This is a genomic window from Pseudomonas sp. ASL9 (genome assembly GCF_056680335.1).
This window is the reverse complement of the sequence record NZ_CM155277.1, coordinates 4,401,211-4,420,783: the sequence shown is the minus strand read 5'-3', so window position 1 is coordinate 4,420,783 and position 19,573 is coordinate 4,401,211. Positions and strand designations below refer to the sequence as shown.

The window sequence follows — 19,573 nt, the reverse complement described above, 5'->3', positions numbered from 1 at the left end:
ACTTCCTTAGTCATGATCGTAGATTCAGCTAAAAAACTCACAAAAATACTCTAAAGCCCCCCACTTGTCATCATTGGTGTTTGTCCGCCTAAACGAGAGGCAGAAAGCCTCTGGAGGGTTGGGTTCGTGGATCGCTTGCGAAACGCTGGCTACTGGACCAGCGCTTGGGAGGTTCTCCAGTAGTTATGCAGCGGTGACGAGCACGCTTTTCTCCAGGGCGAAAAAATACCCGTTCAATGGCGGGTATTTTCAAATAGGAAATAAACGCTATAGCGGAGCGGCTACAACCTCAAGGTCAATGGATGGAAGTTGAACTCTCTCGTCATGTGTCAATATCTGAACGACATACTTGCCAGGTGTTGCAGCGATTGATTGAGGTACCACAATGTTGAGCCCGTCTTTCCCGGAAGCAGTCACGGACTTTATTCCAGAAACCGTAGACCTTGACTTCATGTCCGGCCGGCTATTCAGACTGACCCACATTACAAGTGAACCATCAGGCTGGAGAGGACCCTTATCACCTACCTGATACACCTTTGGCCCATAGGCCACGACCTCTAACTGAGTTCCACGAACAAAATTCCTGATATCTTCATATTGAAAGTAAAGCAAGCCAGCACTGATTGAGGCAACGGACACCGGCACGATAAACAATCCTAGCTTTCGTTGCGTGACATACGAGACAATAGACCTGAGCTTGAGCGCAGGCTGCTCGATCAGGCGGTATGACAGAGCGCTAGCAAGCAGTGAGGCAGGTAGACCGATAAGGAATAAGTACAAGGTATCAAGCTTGTAGTAGTTCTCCAGCAGAACAAGTATTGGAGCGTGCCACAGATAGAATCCGTAAGACACTTTCCCAAGACCGACCAATGGTGAAACGCTCAATATTTTAGCATCAACTGTTCCTACCTTCATAGTAAGCCGAAAAATAAGGATCAGGCTGAATACTGAAATAAAGAAGCTACTATATGCATCCCAACCATATGAAACACATACCGCACCAATGGCTAGTATTGACACCACTGGAATTGAAGCAAGATACCTATACAGAAAATCCCTCACACCTTTAACTCGGGTAGCCATGGATCCCACTGCGCCGATCAATATCGCCTGGAATCGAGTATCGGCGGAAAAATACAATCGATCATAAGCTATTGGCAATTTCGAAATATAAGCCTGATACATCAAAGCAGCACATAACAATATAAATGCCGCAGCCAAAGAATACTTAGCATTTGACCTAACCAAAAGAGTCCAAACGAATGGCCACAGAATATAGAACTGTTCCTCTACAGAAAGCGACCATGTGTGCCCCAAATAAAGACTAAATCCATCCTTGAAGCCTGAAGTCCAAGACTGCGAATATAAAATCGACGACAAAACATCCTTGTATATTTTCACATTACCGCCGGCGACTGCACATATCACAACCACCACCGCACACAAAAAGGCCAGAGCAGGAAACAGCCTTAGAAAACGCCTAAAATAAAAGACCCACAAGAAGTTCTTGTTACGCCGAGAATTATGCAGAACCTCTGTGATCAGATAACCACTGAGCACAAAAAACATGTCTACACCAAATCTACCACCAGAGAATATATGTATATGAGTCAGAAATACTATAAAAACAGCGACACCGCGCAAACCATCTAATGATGGGTTGTATTTTAGGCTATGTTGTTTTTGTACATTATCCATCTGAACACTCACGCCCCTGATTTTTAAGGGAGCGTTTATACAGGATTCACCGACGAACTACTATTAAGATTTCGAAAGAAAGTCATAGCGCGGCGGATACTACTCCGCCGCTACAGCTGGATTTTTTTTCCTATACAAGGATAGGTCGTCTGAATCTCCTGATACCGTGCAACCGTCAGGGCCTGCGCATCCTCCGGTCGCGGCAGGAATGGCCGTCACCTGCCACCCACCACCCCTCCGCACAGATCCATACGTTCGGAATTACAGCATGCAGCTCCGGCCTGGGGTTTTGACGATGAAGCGGGTTATGGGTAAGGATGCATCGGTAGACTCACGCGGATAGGGGATGAGTAGTCGTAGCCACGAGAGCAAACTTTTTACCGACAAGCAGGTTAAAGACCAAGGCATCTCCAACAAAGCTTGTAGCCCCTATCATGAAAACTTTGGGGGCTTTCATATATGTTTATTTCCAACAACCGCCGTCGCGCAGCAGATAAACAAAAAGAAAAGCTTATCCCGCACTCGCCTGCGGCAGTTGCCGCTACTCAAGGCCAACCGCAGTAATTGCAAACGCCCTAACTTCACCCAGCTTTTGACAAACGGGTCACCGCCCTTCCCGACCAGACCGGTGATCAAACGAACCTGAGCAAACCACCAACCGTCATGGATCGTTTTATAACGCGCAATAAACGAGGATATCCCGGTATTGGCTCCGACCTGATTCCGTTCATGCTGACGGTAGCGCATGCCCGGCACGGGGTCGATAAACCATTTGTAGCCATGACTGCGGGCAAATGCGTAACAGTACCAGTCATGCAACGTGACGAGCTGCAGCGATTCCCAGCTGGCCAACATGGCGGCCTTTAGCTCACCTGCCATTTTTTTACTGAATACATAGGTACACCCGGGCCCAGCGGCTTCGAACAGAAAATCCCATTCGACTTGAGGCTGGGCTTTATCTAGCAAAAGGGTTCTGCCATCGGGCCAAAAAGCGGTGACATTGCTTGAGTAAGCATCGTGCTCACCGACCATCAAGACCTGTGTTGCCCGCTTAAGCTTGTCTGCGTACCAGACATCATCCTGATCGGCAAAGGCGACGAAATCGAAACCGTCAAAATCAACATCCCTGACCAGACGGAAGAAATTGCGCGCCGCACCTGAAAATTTGCCCGCAGGAGGCAGCAGTCGTACATTGCTGTGCGCGGCAGCATAAGCAGCACACCAGGCTTCGGTACCGTCCGTAGAGGGATCGACGCTGATAAACAGCGTTACGTCGACATTCGATTGATTGAGGATCGATATAATCTGTTCCTCGATCCACTGCATACCGTTGTAGGCAGCCAGTAAAACTGCAATTTTTGGATGTTCTACTGGCATGCCCTTACCTGCTCGCAATGCCTGAACATTTCAGTTTGAAGAAATCCAAGGTCGATGTTCAAAGGGAGCCTGCGTCCAATAAACGCTGCAAATACTGACCATAGCCAGTTTTTTTCAGTTTCTCAGCCTGAGCACCCAATTGCTCACCCGTGATCCAGCCACTGGTGTAGGCGATCTCTTCCAGACAGGCGACTTTCAGCCCTTGGCGCTGTTCGATGGTGTGCACAAAGTGGCTAGCCTCTAGCAGGGACTCATGGGTACCCGTATCCAGCCAGGCGAAACCTCTACCCAGCATCTCGACATTCAGGCTCTGCTGCTCAAGGTAGGCAAGGTTTACATCAGTGATTTCCAGTTCGCCGCGCTCAGAAGGCTTGATGCTCTTGGCAATTCCCACAACCTGGTTGTCGTAGAAATACAGGCCGGTGACCGCGTAATTGGATTTTGGCTGGAGCGGTTTTTCTTCGATGCTCAGCGCACGGCCAGACGTGTCGAATTCAACGACGCCGAATCTTTCCGGGTCAGACACGTGGTAACCAAATACGGTTGCGCCGTGGGTCTGATTGCTGGCTGAACGCAGGTTGTCCGAAAAATGCTGGCCGTAAAAGATGTTATCGCCGAGGATCAAGCAGCATGGATCCTTACCGATAAATTCCTCACCAATGATAAAAGCTTGGGCCAGGCCATCCGGGCTAGGTTGTTCTGCGTAGGTCAGTTGAATCCCGTATTGACTGCCATCGCCCAACAGCTTTCGGAAGCATGGGAGATCTTCCGGGGTGGAAATAATCAAGATTTCACGCATGCCTGCGAGCATCAGAACCGACAGAGGGTAAAAGATCATCGGCTTGTCATAGATAGGCAGCATTTGCTTGGACACACCCAACGTCAATGGGTGCAAGCGCGTGCCAGAGCCGCCAGCAAGGATGATGCCTTTACGGTAGGTCGCATTCATTTATTCAAAACTTCCATAAGCATTCGGGTTACACCACTTTGCCAATCCGGCAAGTGCAGGGAAAAAGTGTCGCGCAGCTTCTGTGTATCCAAACGAGAGTTCAGAGGACGGCGAGCGGGCGTCGGATAGGCGGCGGTGTCGGTAGGTTCGACTGTCTCTACGGCCAAAAGATCACCTTGGGCCCGGGAAAAATCAATCACATGCCGTGCATAGGCATGCCAGGAAACTTCACCTGTCGCTGCCAGGTGGTACACACCGCTGATCTGTGGGCAATCAAGCGCCTTCTGAAGAGCCAATGCCGTGACGTCCGCCAACAGATCCGCACCGGTGGGCGCGCCCACCTGGTCTGCGATGACGCCCAGCGTTTGACGATCTTTGGCCAGCCTGAGCATCGTTTTTGCGAAGTTATTACCTCGCGCCCCATAGACCCAACTGGTCCGAAAGATCAGGTGCTTACAGCCCGACGCCTGAATCATTTGCTCGCCAGCGAGCTTGGTCGCGCCGTAGTGATTCACCGGCGAGACGGCATCGGTTTCTGTCCAGGGGCGACTACCACTGCCGTCGAACACGTAGTCAGTCGAGTAGTGAATCAACAAGGCATTCAGAGCCAGGGCTTCCTCGGCCATCACCTGGCTCGCCAAGGCGTTGATCCGATGCGCGAGTTCACGTTCGGTTTCAGCTTTATCGACAGCGGTGTAGGCGGCTGCGTTTACGATGACATCGGGCCTGACGACGCAAATGGTCTGACGCAGCGCATCGAGGTCGGCCAAATCACCCTGTAGCTGACCATACGGGCTGTCGACGACACTGCGATCCAGCGCCACCACTTCGCCGAGCACGCAGAGCGCACGCTGTAACTCCCACCCTACCTGGCCATTTTTTCCAAGCAGGAGAATCTTCATGCTTTACCTGAACGAGAGGCGTAGTTCTTGTCGATCCATTGCTGATAGGCGCCGCTCTTCACGTGAGCCACCCATTCCGGGTTGTCTAGGTACCATTCCACCATTTTGCGAATGCCCGACTCGAAAGTCTCTTGCGGTACCCAGCCCAGCTCGCGCTGGATTTTGCTCGCATCGATTGCATAACGCAGGTCATGCCCTGGACGGTCCTGAACGTAGGTAATCAGGCTGGCGTGGGGACGGAACGCGGAATCAGGTCGCAGCTCATCGAGCAATGCACACAACGTGTGGACCACTTCAAGGTTCTGTTTCTCGTTATGACCACCGATGTTGTAGGTCTCGCCGATTTCGCCTTCGGTGACCACTTTATACAAGGCGCGGGCATGGTCTTCGACGTAAAGCCAATCACGCACCTGATTACCTTTGCCATAGACAGGCAAAGGTTTGCCTTCCAGGGCATTGAGGATGATCAGCGGGATCAGTTTCTCAGGGAAGTGGCACGGGCCGTAGTTGTTCGAGCAGTTGGTCACCAGTGTTGGCAAACCGTAGGTACGGCTCCAGGCACGGACCAAATGGTCAGAACTGGTTTTACTGGCCGAATACGGCGAACTTGGCTGATACGGCGTGCTTTCGGTGAAGAGGTCTTCGGGACCTTCGAGGTCGCCGTACACTTCATCCGTTGAGATGTGGTGAAAGCGGAATGCCGCTTTGCGCGTGTCGTCCAGACCGTTCCAATACTGACGGGCCACTTCCAGCAATGTGTAGGTGCCGATGATATTGGTCTGAATGAATTCGGAAGGTCCAGTGATTGAACGGTCGACGTGAGACTCGGCCGCCAGGTGCATTACTGCGTCGGGGCTGTGATCACGGAACACGCGTTCGACGTCTTCACGGTTGCAGATGTCAACGCGCTCGAAGGCATAGCGATCACTGTGATCGACCTCAGAAAGCGATTCCAGATTACCCGCGTAGGTCAGCTTGTCGACGTTCACGACCGAGTCGGTCGTGTTGGAAATAATGTGGCGAATGACTGCAGAGCCAATGAATCCCGCACCACCGGTGACTAAAATCTTCACGCGTAATCCATACCTTGAGTGTCGGACAAGGCCCATGGTGGTCTTGTCCAATCTATAAAAAACAAAAGCTACCGCATTAGCTCGGGCTTTTGAGCAAGTAAGCTGTACGAATTAGGTCGAGCGTTGGAGAGAGCCGAATCAGAGGCAATGTAGTGCGGCATTTTACAGTTAAACGAAGGCATTGCTAACGTCAGAGGACAAACTGCGTCCTTGAGTTCAAGTATTTGACACTTTTCACCTGAATATCCGATATCAAAATAATATCACTCGGCCCGACTACTGTGCCACCCGCCGCTACTGAGGGACCCGCTCTAGCGGGTAAACGACGGTTTAATCGGTGTAGCCAGGCATCCGAATGCTTAGTTCAGCGATGCGATGACACGGGCACTTCTCAGGAACCCAGTTCCAGCCCGGACCTTAAAGGTGGCCCCGGCTGGAGCATCCCCCTCAACTACCCGGTATCACTACCTTCAGGTTACGTTTTGCTAGCAGGTACTTTCTTTGCAAAACATTGCTCAGGGCCTTTTTCGCCTGGGCTTCGCCATGCACCAGCCGCACCTCTGCGGGCCATTCGCTCATGCCGGTGACAAAATCCACCAGCCCCTGCTGATCGGCGTGAGCTGAATAGCCGCCTATCGTGGTGACGCCCGCACGAATAGCAAAGCGCTCACGGTCAAGCTCTACATACCCAGCCTTTGGGCCGTGAGCCTGAATCGCTGCACCTGGCGTGCCTTTGGCTTGATAACCGACGAACAGCACATTGTGCCGACTGTCACCGAGCATGGCTTTCAGGTAGTTGACGATTCGTCCACCAGAGCACATGCCACTGCCCGCGATGACGATAGCGGGTCGCCCGGTACTGGCCAGGTAATTAACCGTTTGCAGGTGCTTTGCGTGGCTGTCGATGGTGATCAACTGGTCGAAGCGTAGGGGTCGACGGCCGCGGTTTAATCGCGCCGTAGCCTCCGTATCCCAGAACTCATCAAGCTCCTGATAGACCTTGGTAAACCGACTGGCCAATGGTGAGTCGAGGATGATCGGCAACTGAGGCCAGTTGATAGACAGTGTCAGGCTTTCTGGATTGTGCTCAGACGCTGGATTTTCTGCAGCCCTCCCCTCGCCGCCTGCGTCTTTACCCAGGAGTGATTTACGATGAAGGATGTCTTCGATTTCGTAGAGCAGTTCCTGGGTTCGCCCGAGGCTGAACGCTGGTATCAATACGGTGCCGTGGTCCGCCAAGGCCTTGTCGATGACGTCTTCGAGCCGGGCTTGCCGCGTACTGCGCTCTTCATGCCGGCGGTCACCGTAAGTGCTCTCCAGCACCAGCACATCTGCCCTTTCGGGTGATTTAGGGCTGGGGAGCAATGGGGTATGCGAGGCACCCAAATCGCCGGAGAAAACCACGCGTTTGTTGCGATTTTCGGCGGGGTATTCGATATCACATTCCACGTACGCCGAACCGAGAATATGCCCGGCACGTTGCAGGCGAATCCGACAGGTCAGCGTCGGGGTTTGCGCCAGGTTGAACCACGTGTCGAAAGGAAGTGCGATCGTCCGCTGTTCGATCAGCTTGAGATAACGTTCAACCTGCTTTTCATCGCGACCGTGTTCGAGTTTAAAAGCATCCTCCAAAACTATCGGCGACAGTTTGGCCGACGGTTCGCTGCACAGAATCGGGCCATTGAAGCCGGCGGCCAGCAGATTAGGGATACGCCCCACGTGATCGGCATGCACATGGGTGATGATCAGGGCTTTGATGGTTTCGACGGAAAAATCGACTGCCATTGAGCTGGCGTTCACTTTCCCGTCTTTATTTTCCTCTCCCTGGAACAGGCCGCAGTCGATTAGCAGACTGGTCACTGCATCCATTTGCAGTTGATGGCATGAGCCGGTGACACCTGCAGTGGCGCCGTGATGAATTATTTCCGGGTAAAGCATGAGAGTCCCTCTCGGTATTGCTGAGTAAAAGACGATTTACGCCCACAAAAAGCGCGCAAGCATAGCCGGACCCTTGGCTCGGACGAGTCTTTAACGTTTTACAAATTCTTTCGGTGGTTGTCTGAGGCTTCGCCTGTCTGGCGAGCGTCGACGCTTAGGTATGGTCATACGTGGGTGCTGGAGAACACCGACGTGGGAGAGGGGTCAGTTTCGGGGATCAAGATGAGATTTTTCAGGGGCTAAAAATCTCGAGACCGCTCACAAGCGGTTTCGCTGACCATCACCAGACCGTGACGGTTAAAAACCGTCCGACTCAGAGCGTTTTGGAGGTCTTCTTATTCTTTTTACGCAGAGACATAACCCATCCGAGAATGGGACTGATCGCCATCCCGACCAGCAGAGCCACGATCACAGGGACCGCCACCGAAAGCTCCGGGGCTGACCAGCCAAGAAAGACCAGGGCAACAGGTTGTTGGTTTTCCAACATGAATACTATCGTCGCCAGTACAACCAGCAGAATGACTACGATCAACATTACGCGCTTAACGTTACGCACCGACTGCTCCTTTCATAGGGGGCGTTAGTAGCCCTCTTCTTCGTCTTCGTTGACTCTATCACGCAGTTCTTTGCCCGGTTTGAAGTGAGGGACGAATTTGCCGTCCAGGCTCACGGATTGACCGGTCTTTGGGTTGCGCCCTACGCGGGGTGAGCGGTAGTGCAAAGAGAAGCTGCCAAAGCCACGAATCTCGATGCGATCACCGGTGGCGAGGCATTGAGACATTTGCTCGAGCATGGTCTTGATGGCCAACTCGACATCCTTGGATGAGAGCAGCCCTTGATGGGTGACAATTCGTTCGATCAACTCCGACTTCGTCATATTTTTCCCTTCTTTTTCAAGCAGCTAGAGTAACCGCTGTGAAGGTTTTAGCATGACTGGAAGGATTTGAACAGTCCGAGTATTGACTTATGTGAAGGATGGTTACTGGCTCGCGAAGTTCCCTTCATTTATGACATTTGTTGGTGCATACCCAGGATTCAGGCGGTCAATTACAGATCACCAGCATGCTACGGCTGAAATAGCCTGCCGGATTCCATCCGAATGGATAGTCATCGGGATCTTCTTTGACGTCACTGGATTTGCCGAGAACCTTGAACCCCCCGGGTTTGCATTCGCGGGCCGCACGGGCGTAGCACCCGTCCCAACTGGACGTCATACCGGAGCATTCGACCATCAATCCACTTTGGCCACGTATTACTTTGGTTCTATGAGAGGTGGCACAGCCTGTGAGGACGAGGATGGCGAGAAGAATAATGATGCGGCGCATGTATTTCCTTATGCCGGGGGCATGCCCTGCGACAGCTTGGGGACTACTTTAGTCTAGTCGCGTACTGGTGGGTTTGTCTCATTGAGGGTCAATACGGTAACTGCGGGCTTCGGGCAGAGGCTGGTTTGAGGGTGTGCCTGGTGGACCTCGTTGTATGGTCTTCGCAGACAAAACTACGCGTCCCGGTCTCTCCTACGGCCTAGCGGCCAGAAGCAGGGTCAGTTTTGTATCGGTACTGACACCCAGCAAACACAATTTAAGTGCTTGAAATATAAGAGGTTAATTTTCGAAAACCTGTAGGAGCTGACTTGTAACTACGCGTCCCGCTGCGAAGGCCATACGGCGCGGAGTGTCTGACCGACCAGGGTTTGCGTGTCCCGGTCTCTCCTGCGGCCTGGCGGGTAGAGGGCGGCCGGGGTGTGCCAGGCGGACCTCGCTGTATGGTCTTCGCAGACAAGTCAGCTCCTACGGCCTGAACTGCGCCCCAGAAGTTGGGTCTGGGGTGTACCTGATGGACCTGGCTACGTGGTCTTTGCAGTTAGGTAGTTGAAATATAAGAGCAAAATTTTCGAAAATCTGTAGGAGCTGACTTGTAACTACGCGTCCCGCTGCGAAGGCCATGCGGCGCGGAGTGCCTGACCGGCCAGGGTGTGCGTGTCCCGGTCTCTCCTGCGGCCTGGCGGGTAGAGGGCGGCCGGGGTGTGCCAGGCGGACCTCGCTGTATGGTCTTCGCAGACAAGTCAGCTCCTACGGCCTAGCGGCCAGAGGCTGGGTCTGGGGTGTACCTGATGGACCTGGCTACGTGGTCTTTGCAGTTAGGTAGTTGAAATATAAGAGCAAAATTTTTGAAAATCTGTAGGAGCTGACTTGTAACTACGCGTCCCGCTGCGAAGGCCATGCGGCGCGGAGTGCCTGACCGAGCAAGGTGTGTGATCTTCGCAAACGGAACTGCGCGCTCCGGACTCTCCTACGGCCTAGCGGCCAGAGGCTGGGTCTGGGGTGTACCTGATGGACCTGGCTACGTGGTCTTTGCAGTTAGGTAGTTGAAATATAAGAGCAAAATTTTTGAAAATCTGTAGGAACTGACTTGTAACTACGCGTCCCGCTGCGAAGGCCATGCGGCGCGGAGTGCCTGACCGAGCAAGGGTGTGCGTGTCCCGGTCTCTCCTGCGGCCTGGCGGGTAGAGGGCGGCCGGGGTGTGCCAGGCGGACCTCGCTGTATGGTCTTCGCAGACAAGTCAGCTCCTACGGCCTAGCGGCCAGAAGCTGGGTTGGGGGTGTGCCAGGTGGACCTCGTTGTATGGTCTTCGCAGACAAGACTACGCGTCCCGGTCTCTCCTACGGCCTCGCGGCCAGAAGCTGGGTCAGTTTTGTATCGGTACTGACACCCAGCAAACACGATTTAAGCAGTTGAAATATAAGAGATGAATTTTCGAAAATCTGTAGGAGCTGACTTGTAACTACGCGTCCCGCTGCGAAGACCATGCGACGCGGAGTGCCTGACCGACCAGGGTGTGCGCGTCCCGGTCTCTCCTGCGGCCAGAGGCTGATTTGACCCTAAAGCCATATTGCGTCCCACAAGGGGTAATCACCGATTCGCTTGACCAGTCCAGCACGTAGCGGGTTGGCGACGATGTAGCGGGCGAGGTTTTTGAGGTCATTCTCATCGCGGACCGCCGTATCGTGGTATCCGCGTTGCCATACACGGGTGTCGTTTTGGGTGGTTTTGTTGATTGCGATGGCGCTTCGGGCTTTGATTTGCTGCATGACGCGGGAAAGAGAGCCTTGCTTCAACTCTATTAGCCAATGCAGGTGATCGGGCATCAGAACCCATGCCAGTGACTGAACCAGATTTTGCTGTTCGGCTCGTTTCAGTTCGGAAACTACCAGACGTCCCAGGTGCCAGTCTTTGAAGAGGGGGTGGCGGTTTTGGGTGGTGGTGGTTATTTGATAGATGCGACTGGTTTCAGAATACCGGCCATGCCGTAGGTTGCGGGTGTGCGCGTGTTTGGGCATTCCGTTGCCCCTCCCGTTGGGTTAATCAGGTGTATGCCCCAGATTAGCCAAGCGTTGGGTGGCGTGCAGGCAAGCATGTTTGGCGGGGTGTTTCGGGGGAGATCGTGATGGGTAAATCGCAGGCACAAAAAAGGGCGACCGAAGTCGCCCTTTTTCTATGGTCAATCAGAACTTAGTTCTGTTTTTCCATTTGTGCGCGAAGCAGGTCACCAATGGTGGTAGGACCTGTGCTTTCCGCAGTTTCTGGCTTAGTGCGCAGGCTTTGGATAGCTTCTTTCTCGTCTTCAACGTCTTTCGACTTGATGGACAATTGGATTACGCGGCTTTTGCGGTCAACGCTGATGATCTTGGCTTCAACTTCTTCGCCTTCTTTCAGAACGTTACGCGCGTCTTCAACGCGGTCACGGCTGATTTCGGAGGCTTTCAGAGTAGCTTCGATGTCGTCGCCCAGAGTGATGATGGCGCCTTTGGCGTCAACTTCTTTAACGATACCGCGAACGATAGCGCCTTTGTCGTTAACCATCACGTACTCGGAGAACGGATCGCTTTCCAGCTGTTTGATACCCAGGGAAATGCGTTCACGCTCTGGATCAACAGACAGGATCACGGTGTCGAGCTCATCGCCTTTCTTGAAGCGACGTACGGCTTCTTCGCCCACTTCGTTCCAGGAGATGTCGGACAGGTGAACCAGGCCGTCGATGCCGCCGTCCAGACCAATGAAGATACCGAAATCGGTGATCGACTTGATGGTGCCGGAGATTTTATCGCCCTTGTTGAACTGGCCAGAGAAATCTTCCCATGGGTTAGATTTGCACTGTTTGATGCCGAGGGAGATACGACGACGCTCTTCGTCGATGTCCAGAACCATAACTTCCACTTCGTCGCCAACTTGTACGACTTTTGAAGGGTGGATGTTTTTGTTGGTCCAGTCCATTTCGGAAACGTGTACCAGGCCTTCAACGCCTTCTTCCAGCTCAGCGAAGCAGCCGTAGTCGGTCAGGTTGGTAACACGGGCTGTTACGCGAGTGCCTTCTGGGTAACGAGCTTTGATAGCGACCCATGGATCTTCGCCCAATTGCTTCAGACCCAAGGAAACACGATTGCGTTCGCGATCGTACTTCAGGACTTTTACATCGATCTCATCGCCAACGTTGACGATTTCCGATGGATGCTTGATACGTTTCCAAGCCATGTCGGTAATGTGCAGCAGGCCATCGACGCCACCCAGATCGACGAATGCGCCGTAATCGGTGAGGTTTTTGACGATACCTTTGACTTGCTGACCTTCTTGCAAGGATTCCAGCAGAGCTTCGCGCTCAGCGCTGTTCTCGGCTTCAAGGACGCTACGGCGGGAAACGACAACGTTGTTGCGTTTCTGGTCGAGTTTGATGACCTTGAATTCGAGCTCTTTGCCTTCCAGGTGAGTCGTGTCACGCACTGGGCGGACATCAACCAGAGAACCAGGCAGGAACGCACGGATGCCGTTAACGTCGACAGTGAAGCCGCCTTTAACCTTACCGTTGATAACGCCCTTGACCACTTCTTCAGCTGCGAAAGCCGCTTCCAGAACAATCCAGCACTCAGCACGTTTGGCTTTTTCGCGGGACAGCTTGGTTTCGCCAAAGCCATCTTCGACCGCGTCCAGTGCAACGTGCACTTCGTCGCCGATCTTGATGGTCAGCTCGCCAGCGTCGTTGTGGAACTGCTCCAGCGGGATGAGGCCTTCAGATTTCAGACCGGCGTGAACCGTCACCCATCCAGCCTGGTAATCGATATCAACGATGATCGCGGTGATGATCGAACCGGCCTGAAGGTTGAGGGTCTTTAGGCTTTCTTCAAAAAGTTCTGCAAAGCTTTCGCTCATTTTAATTCCTGTTGATCAAGGGCGAAGAATACGCCCATCTGCCACATTCCAGACAATGTGGGTTTCGTTCAAGTAAAAGAAAACACGTGGGACTATGCCTGGTCTCCCACACGCTTCCTTGTCATCAGGCGAGATCGCGTAGCGCGATTTCACTCAAAATGCGTTCTAACACCTGCTCGATGGATAATTCAGTGGAATCCAGCTGTATGGCGTCATGCGCCGGCTTGAGCGGGGCTACCGCTCGCTGGGTGTCACGCTCGTCGCGTGCACATATCTCATCTAGCAGACTCGACAGACTAACATCATCACCTTTGGCCTTCAACTGCAAGTAACGGCGACGTGCACGCTCTTCAGCGCTGGCGGTCAGATAAATCTTCAACGGGGCGTCTGGAAACACCACGGTACCCATGTCGCGGCCATCGGCAACCAGGCCCGGCGCTTCCTTGAAAGCGCGCTGACGCTGGAGCAAGGAATCGCGCACGGCAGGCAGTGAGGCGACTTGCGAGGCACCATTGCCGATCTGTTCGTTGCGGATGGCGTGGGTGACATCTTCGCCTTCCAGGGTAATGCGCTGGCCATGATCATCGTTACCCGCGCTGAACTGCACGTCCAGATGAGCGGCCAGCTGTTTCAAGAGTTCTTCATTGGTCAGGTCGACACCATGGTTGCCCGCAGCGAAGGCCAGCAGGCGATATAGCGCCCCGGAATCGAGCAGATGCCAGCCCAGATGCTTGGCCAACCGGCCTGCAACAGTGCCTTTGCCCGAACCGCTAGGTCCATCGATGGTGATGACTGGAGCTTGAATCCTCACGATTGAGCCTCTTGTGCTACACGAATGCCGACTTGAGCGCAGAGTGCGAGGAAGTTCGGGAAGGAGGTCGCGACATTGGCGCAATCATGGATACGGATCGGTGCCGACGCGCGCAGGGAGGCAACGCTGAACGCCATGGCAATCCGGTGGTCGCCGTGACCGTGGACTTCGCCACCGCCAATGAGGCCGCCATCAATAATGATACCGTCCGGGGTTGGTTCGACTTTGACGCCCAGCGTCAGCAAGCCGTCGGCCATGACCTGGATACGGTCGGATTCCTTGACGCGCAGCTCTTCGGCGCCGCGCAGGACGGTACGCCCTTCTGCACAGGCCGCCGCGACGAACAGCACCGGAAATTCGTCGATCGCCAGCGGAACCAGTGCTTCAGGGATGTCGATACCCTTCAGTTTAGCTGCACGTACACGTATGTCAGCCACGGGCTCGCCACCGACTTCGCGCTGGTTCTCCAGAGTGATGTCAGCGCCCATCAGACGCAGAATGTCGATGACACCCGTGCGCGTCGGGTTGATACCGACGTGTTCGAGCAGCAGGTCCGAGCCTTCGGCAATGGACGCGGCGACCAGAAAGAAGGCTGCCGAGGAGATATCAGCCGGCACTTCAATATGGGTTGCCGTCAGTTTGTGGCCAGACTCAACCGAAGCGGTGCTGCCGTGAACGCTGACCGGGTAGCCGAAGCCGCGCAACATGCGTTCAGTATGGTCACGGGTCGGCGCAGGCTCAGTGACACTCGTCTTGCCGTCGGCATACAGACCGGCCAACAACACGCAGGATTTCACCTGAGCACTGGCCATTGGCAGGGTGTAGTTCAGGCCGGTCAGACGATGGCCGCCACGGATGGTCATCGGCGGACGACCTTCAGCGGCGGTCTCGATCACGGCACCCATTTCACGCAATGGATTGGCGACGCGGTTCATCGGCCGCTTGGACAGCGAGGCATCGCCGGTCAAGGTGCTGTCGAAACTCTGCGCTGCCAGCAAACCGGAAAGCAGGCGCATCGAGGTGCCGGAGTTACCCAGATAGATTGGGCCCGGAGCAGCTTTCAAACCATGCAAGCCGACCCCATGAATGGTGACGCGGCCGTGGTGCGGGCCTTCGATCACAACACCCATGTCACGGAACGCTTGCAAGGTTGCCAGGGCGTCTTCACCTTCAAGGAAGCCTTCGACTTCGGTCGTGCCTTCGGCCAGCGAGCCGAGCATGATCGAACGGTGGGAAATCGATTTATCGCCTGGAACTCGGATACGTCCGCTAACGCGTCCACCAGGATTAGCCAGGAAAATCAGGTCGTTGGAGTTCATAGCGTCCACATAGGCCCGACGGGCCAGGATTTTACTGAAATGCTCGCGAGCAACACGGGCGCGAGTGAAAACGCCCAGCAATTGATGCCCATCCCCTGCATCGACCGCGTCGCGCAAGGCGTCGAGGTCGCTGCGAAATGTATCTAATGTGCGCAACACCGCCTCGCGGTTGGCGAGAAAAATGTCGTGCCACATCACCGGGTCACTGCCCGCGATCCTTGTGAAATCGCGAAAACCGCCCGCGGCGTATCTAAAAATATCCAGATTTTCGTTGCGCTTGGCCAGTGAGTCCACCAGAGCAAACGCCAACAAATGCGGCAAATGACTGGTCGCCGCCAACACTTCATCGTGGCGCTCGACCTGCATGTGCTCAACATCAGCACCCAGTTCGGACCATAAACGGTCAACCAGGGCCAGCGCCACCGGGTCGGTTTCGGCCAGCGGCGTCAAAATTACTTTATGCCGACGGAACAGCTGAGCGTCGGACGCTTCCACCCCGCTCTGTTCAGACCCGGCAATCGGATGCCCCGGCACGAAACGCGGGGGCAAACTACCAAATGCCAGGCGTGCAGCGCGCACCACATTGCCCTTGGCACTGCCGACATCGGTCAGCACCGCGTTGCCAAGGTCAAGGGTCGCCAACAGCGTGAGCAATTTTTCCATCGCCAGAATAGGCACGGCGAGCTGGATAACGTCAGCGCCGCGACAAGCGGCAGCAATATCTTCCTCGCAGCGGTCGACCACGCCCAGCTCTACCGCCAACCGGCGTGAGCGCGGGTCCAGATCAACCCCTACCACTTCACGGCACACGCCACTTTCGCGCAGGCCTTTGGCGAACGAACCACCGATCAAACCGAGGCCGATCACCACCAGGCGCCCGATCATAGGCTGAGCTAATTGCACTGGCATGACATCAACCACGTGCCAGAACCTTGGCCAAAGCCTCAAGGAAGCGGGCGTTTTCGCCCGGCAAACCGATGCTGACCCGCAGGTGGTTTGGCATGCCATACCCCCCAACCGGACGTACGATCACGCCTTCACGCAGCAGGCCTTGATAGACCGACGCGCCTTCACGACCGAGATCGATGGCCAGGAAGTTGGCTTTGGAAGGAATCCAGCTCAGGCCCAACACGCGCAGCCCCTGTTCAAGCTGTTGCATCCCGGCTTCGTTCGCGCGACGGCTTTGGGCCAGGTACTCGGCATCGCCCAGCGCGGCACAGGCCGCAGCCAGCGCAAGGCTGTTGACGTTGAACGGCTGACGCACGCGATTGAGCACATCAGCGACCACCGGCGAAGACACGCAATAGCCCACGCGCAACGCCGCCAGGCCGTAGGCTTTGGAGAAGGTACGAGACACCAGCAAGTTGGGATAATCGGCCAGGTAGTTCAGGCCATTCGGCAGTTCCGCGCCTTCGGCGTATTCGATGTAGGCCTCGTCCAGCACCACCAACACGTTTTCCGGCACCTTGGCGAGGAAATCAGCCAAGGCACTTGGACCGAACCAGGTCCCGGTCGGGTTGTTCGGGTTGGCAATAAACACCACGCGCGTGTTGCTATCGATAGCCGCCAGCATCGCCGGCAGGTCGTGGCCCCAGTCTTTGGCGGGCGCCACATGGGCGTCGGCGCCAACGGCTTGGGTGACGATCGGATAGATGGCGAACGCATGCTCACTGAACACTGCGTTCAGGCCCGGTGCCAGATAGGCGCGAGCGATCAACTCCAGAATATCGTTGGAGCCATTGCCCAAAGTCACTTGACTGGCTTGCACGCCGCAGCGTTCGGCAAGACGCGCCTTTAGGTTGAAACCATTGCCGTCCGGGTAGCGGGTCAGTTCGGCCAGCTCATCGTGAATCGCGGCCAAGGCCTTAGGGCTGGCCCCCAGCGGGTTTTCGTTGCTGGCCAGCTTGATGATTTTGGCCGGATCGATGTCCAGCTCGCGCGCCAGTTCGTCCACGGGCTTGCCTGGGACGTAGGGCGAAAGTTTTTGCACGCCCGGCTGTGCCAGGGCGAGGAAGTCGACGCTCATGCAGTGCTAACCCCTTTTAGAGAACCGCTTTCGGGTAAGAACCCAGCACCTTGAGTGCCACGGCTTCCTGGCTGATTTTTTCCAACGCAGCCTTGATCAACGGATCACGGTGATGGCCGACGAAGTCGATAAAGAACACGTAGGTCCATTTACCGCTGCGCGAAGGTCGGGTTTCGATACGGGTCAGGTCGATTCCGTTCTCATGGAAGGGCACCAGCAATTCATGCAGCGCACCTGGCTTGTTGCTCATCGAGACAATGATCGAGGTTTTGTCGTCGCCCGTGGGCGGGACTTCCTGGCTACCAATAATCAGGAACCGCGTGGAGTTATCCGGACGGTCTTCGATTTTTTCCGCGATGCGCGTCAGGCCGTACAGGCCCGCAGCCATATCGCCAGCAATGGCTGCCGAACTCCACTCACCCTTGACCCGCTTGGCCGCTTCGGCGTTGCTGGAAACGGCGATGCGCTCGACATTCGGGTAATGCGCGTCCAGCCACTTACGGCACTGGGCCAGCGACTGAGCGTGGGAGTAGATGCGGCTGATGCTGTCGGTCTTGGTGTTTTCACCGACCAACAGGTGGTGGTGGATACGCAATTCGACTTCGCCACAGATGACCATGTCGTGTTCGAGAAAGCTGTCTAGGGTATGGTTGACCGCGCCTTCGGTGGAGTTTTCCACCGGGACCACGCCAAAATTTACCGCCCCGGCTGCCACTTCACGGAACACTTCATCAATGGCCGCCATCGGCAAACTGATGACCGCGTGACCAAAGTGCTTCATGGCTGCAGCTTGAGTGAAGGTGCCTTCCGGGCCGAGGTAAGCCACTTTCAGTGGCTGCTCCAGCGCCAGGCACGAGGACATGATTTCGCGGAACAGACGCGCCATCTCCTCATTGCCCAACGGCCCCTTGTTACTCGCCATAACGCGCTTGAGTACTTGGGCTTCGCGTTCTGGACGGTAGAACACCGGCACTTCGCCTTCAGCCAGCGAGGCCATTTTCACCCGCGCGACTTCCTGCGCACAACGCGCACGCTCACTGATCAGCTCCAGGACTTTCTCGTCCAGGCTATCAATGCGTATGCGCAGCGCCTTGAGTTCTTGTTCAGACATTAGCCGTGTTCCTTCTCGAACTCTGCCATGTACGACACCAGGGCATTGACCCCATGGATGTCGACGGCATTGTAGATGGAGGCACGCATGCCGCCGACCGAACGGTGACCCTTGAGGTTGAGCAAGTTACGCGCTTCGGCACCGACCAGGAACGGCTTGTCCAGGCGATCATCGGCCAGACGGAACGGCACGTTCATCCACGAGCGGTCGGTTTTGTTGATCGGGTTGCTGTACAGGCCGCTGGCGTCGATGAAGTCGTACAGCGTGCGCTGTTTGATGTCATTGAGTTTGCCGATGGCTTCCACGCCGCCTTGCTCCTTGAGCCATTCAAATACCAGACCAGACAGGTACCAGGACAAGGTCGGCGGAGTGTTGTACATCGACGCGTTATCGGCGGCGACTTTGTAGTTGAGCATGGTCGGGCAGATCGTACGGGCGTGACCGAGCAGGTCTTCGCGAATGATCACGACGACAATACCGCTCGGGCCGATATTTTTCTGGGCGCCGGCGTAGATCATGCCGAACCTGGAAACATCCACGGGACGCGACAGGATGTCCGAAGACATGTCGGCCACCAGTGGGACGTCGCCCGTTTCAGGAATCCAGCTGAATTCCAGGCCGCCAATGGTTTCATTGGGTGCGTAGTGAACGTAGGCAGCGTCTTTGGACAGCTTCCACTCGTTCTGGCCGGGGATGGCGAAATAGTCGTAAGGCTTGGCGCTGGCAGCGATGTTGACGGTACCAAAGCGTGAAGCTTCTTCAATAGCTTTCTGCGACCAGATGCCGGTGTCGATGTAATCGGCCCGGGCGTTTTCAGGCAGCAGATTGAGCGGAATCTGGGCAAATTGCTGGCTTGCGCCGCCTTGCAGAAACAGCACTTTATAGTTTGAGGGGATGCTCATCAGGTCGCGCAGATCTTGCTCGGCCTTGTTGGCAATGGAAACGAACTCATCACTGCGATGACTCATTTCCATGACGGACAGGCCTTTGCCATGCCAGTCCAGAAGTTCTGCCTGGGCACGCAGCAGAACAGCTTCAGGGAGCGCAGCAGGACCTGCGCAGAAGTTAAAAGCTCGCTTGCTCATATCCACTCTCGTCAAATGCTTGGGTCTGTACGCTTTCGGTGTTGCTTCTGACTTTCCGTGACCGCTTCGCGGTCAATCG

At 55.0% G+C, this 19,573-nt stretch carries 16 protein-coding genes; all 16 read right to left on the bottom strand.

Annotated features, from left to right (window positions below; translation table 11 throughout):
• Positions 1-267: 267 nt before the first annotated feature.
• The gene (locus AC1ME2_RS20430) at positions 268-1,698 is read right to left on the bottom strand and encodes an acyltransferase family protein (protein WP_480436311.1); all 1,431 of its coding nucleotides are present in this window, start codon (positions 1,696-1,698) and stop codon (positions 268-270) included.
• A gap of 453 nt (positions 1,699-2,151) precedes the next feature.
• Positions 2,152-3,075 carry a glycosyltransferase gene (locus AC1ME2_RS20425; protein WP_480436310.1) on the bottom strand — a complete coding sequence of 308 codons (924 nt, stop codon included), beginning with the start codon at positions 3,073-3,075 and terminating at the stop codon, positions 2,152-2,154.
• Positions 3,076-3,133: 58 nt separating this feature from the next.
• Complete coding sequence (rfbA, locus tag AC1ME2_RS20420) at positions 3,134-4,024, bottom strand: glucose-1-phosphate thymidylyltransferase RfbA (RefSeq protein ID WP_480436309.1); 891 nt, start codon at positions 4,022-4,024, stop codon at positions 3,134-3,136.
• The gene (rfbD, locus tag AC1ME2_RS20415) at positions 4,021-4,926 is read right to left on the bottom strand and encodes a dTDP-4-dehydrorhamnose reductase (protein WP_480436307.1); all 906 of its coding nucleotides are present in this window, start codon (positions 4,924-4,926) and stop codon (positions 4,021-4,023) included. The genes rfbA and rfbD overlap by 4 nt, the downstream gene beginning before the upstream one ends.
• Positions 4,923-5,999 (bottom strand): dTDP-glucose 4,6-dehydratase, encoded by a 1,077-nt coding sequence (gene rfbB, locus AC1ME2_RS20410; protein ID WP_480436306.1) that lies wholly within the window; start codon positions 5,997-5,999, stop codon positions 4,923-4,925. Before rfbB ends, rfbD begins: the two co-directional genes overlap by 4 nt.
• Positions 6,000-6,446: 447 nt before the next feature.
• Positions 6,447-7,937: an MBL fold metallo-hydrolase RNA specificity domain-containing protein gene (locus tag AC1ME2_RS20405; RefSeq protein ID WP_480436304.1), complete on the bottom strand. Its 1,491-nt coding sequence runs from the start codon at positions 7,935-7,937 to the stop codon at positions 6,447-6,449.
• Between the two features lie 313 nt (positions 7,938-8,250).
• Positions 8,251-8,493, bottom strand: a complete 243-nt coding sequence (locus tag AC1ME2_RS20400; protein ID WP_480436302.1) for a lipopolysaccharide assembly protein LapA domain-containing protein — start codon at positions 8,491-8,493, stop codon at positions 8,251-8,253.
• 24 nt (positions 8,494-8,517) lie between these two features.
• The gene (gene ihfB, locus AC1ME2_RS20395) at positions 8,518-8,814 is read right to left on the bottom strand and encodes an integration host factor subunit beta (RefSeq protein ID WP_480436301.1); all 297 of its coding nucleotides are present in this window, start codon (positions 8,812-8,814) and stop codon (positions 8,518-8,520) included.
• Between the two features lie 166 nt (positions 8,815-8,980).
• Positions 8,981-9,262 carry a hypothetical protein gene (locus AC1ME2_RS20390; protein WP_480436300.1) on the bottom strand — a complete coding sequence of 94 codons (282 nt, stop codon included), beginning with the start codon at positions 9,260-9,262 and terminating at the stop codon, positions 8,981-8,983.
• 1,557 nt (positions 9,263-10,819) lie between these two features.
• Positions 10,820-11,278, bottom strand: coding sequence for an REP-associated tyrosine transposase (locus AC1ME2_RS20385; protein ID WP_480436298.1), 459 nt, complete (start codon positions 11,276-11,278; stop codon positions 10,820-10,822).
• A 172-nt stretch (positions 11,279-11,450) separates the two neighbouring features.
• Complete coding sequence (gene rpsA, locus AC1ME2_RS20380) at positions 11,451-13,142, bottom strand: 30S ribosomal protein S1 (RefSeq protein WP_480436297.1); 1,692 nt, start codon at positions 13,140-13,142, stop codon at positions 11,451-11,453.
• Positions 13,143-13,266: 124 nt separating this feature from the next.
• Positions 13,267-13,953: a (d)CMP kinase gene (cmk, locus tag AC1ME2_RS20375; RefSeq protein WP_480436295.1), complete on the bottom strand. Its 687-nt coding sequence runs from the start codon at positions 13,951-13,953 to the stop codon at positions 13,267-13,269.
• Positions 13,950-16,157, bottom strand: coding sequence for a bifunctional prephenate dehydrogenase/3-phosphoshikimate 1-carboxyvinyltransferase (locus tag AC1ME2_RS20370; RefSeq protein WP_480442247.1), 2,208 nt, complete (start codon positions 16,155-16,157; stop codon positions 13,950-13,952). Before AC1ME2_RS20370 ends, cmk begins: the two co-directional genes overlap by 4 nt.
• A 28-nt stretch (positions 16,158-16,185) precedes the next feature.
• The gene (gene hisC, locus AC1ME2_RS20365; protein ID WP_480436294.1) at positions 16,186-17,298 is read right to left on the bottom strand and encodes a histidinol-phosphate transaminase; all 1,113 of its coding nucleotides are present in this window, start codon (positions 17,296-17,298) and stop codon (positions 16,186-16,188) included.
• A gap of 16 nt (positions 17,299-17,314) precedes the next feature.
• A complete protein-coding gene (pheA, locus tag AC1ME2_RS20360) occupies positions 17,315-18,409 on the bottom strand; it encodes a prephenate dehydratase (RefSeq protein ID WP_480436293.1) in 1,095 nt (364 codons plus the stop codon).
• Positions 18,409-19,494, bottom strand: coding sequence for a 3-phosphoserine/phosphohydroxythreonine transaminase (gene serC, locus AC1ME2_RS20355; RefSeq protein ID WP_480436291.1), 1,086 nt, complete (start codon positions 19,492-19,494; stop codon positions 18,409-18,411). The genes pheA and serC overlap by 1 nt, the downstream gene beginning before the upstream one ends.
• Positions 19,495-19,573: the final 79 nt, after the last annotated feature.

Bases quoted from the DNA above. Each gene is read 5' to 3' on its own strand.
- hisC (WP_480436294.1), bottom strand. From the start codon at position 17,298: ATGAGCGTCGACTTCCTCGCCCTGGCACAGCCGGGCGTGCAAAAACTT.
- AC1ME2_RS20370 (WP_480442247.1), bottom strand. From the start codon at position 16,157: ATGATCGGGCGCCTGGTGGTGATCGGCCTCGGTTTGATCGGTGGTTCG.
- rfbA (WP_480436309.1), bottom strand. From the start codon at position 4,024: ATGAATGCGACCTACCGTAAAGGCATCATCCTTGCTGGCGGCTCTGGC.
- serC (WP_480436291.1), bottom strand. From the start codon at position 19,494: ATGAGCAAGCGAGCTTTTAACTTCTGCGCAGGTCCTGCTGCGCTCCCT.
- AC1ME2_RS20405 (WP_480436304.1), bottom strand. From the start codon at position 7,937: ATGCTTTACCCGGAAATAATTCATCACGGCGCCACTGCAGGTGTCACC.
- rpsA (WP_480436297.1), bottom strand. From the start codon at position 13,142: ATGAGCGAAAGCTTTGCAGAACTTTTTGAAGAAAGCCTAAAGACCCTC.
- AC1ME2_RS20390 (WP_480436300.1), bottom strand. From the start codon at position 9,262: ATGCGCCGCATCATTATTCTTCTCGCCATCCTCGTCCTCACAGGCTGT.
- AC1ME2_RS20430 (WP_480436311.1), bottom strand. From the start codon at position 1,698: ATGGATAATGTACAAAAACAACATAGCCTAAAATACAACCCATCATTA.
- rfbD (WP_480436307.1), bottom strand. From the start codon at position 4,926: ATGAAGATTCTCCTGCTTGGAAAAAATGGCCAGGTAGGGTGGGAGTTA.
- pheA (WP_480436293.1), bottom strand. From the start codon at position 18,409: ATGTCTGAACAAGAACTCAAGGCGCTGCGCATACGCATTGATAGCCTG.
- AC1ME2_RS20425 (WP_480436310.1), bottom strand. From the start codon at position 3,075: ATGCCAGTAGAACATCCAAAAATTGCAGTTTTACTGGCTGCCTACAAC.
- ihfB (WP_480436301.1), bottom strand. From the start codon at position 8,814: ATGACGAAGTCGGAGTTGATCGAACGAATTGTCACCCATCAAGGGCTG.
- AC1ME2_RS20385 (WP_480436298.1), bottom strand. From the start codon at position 11,278: ATGCCCAAACACGCGCACACCCGCAACCTACGGCATGGCCGGTATTCT.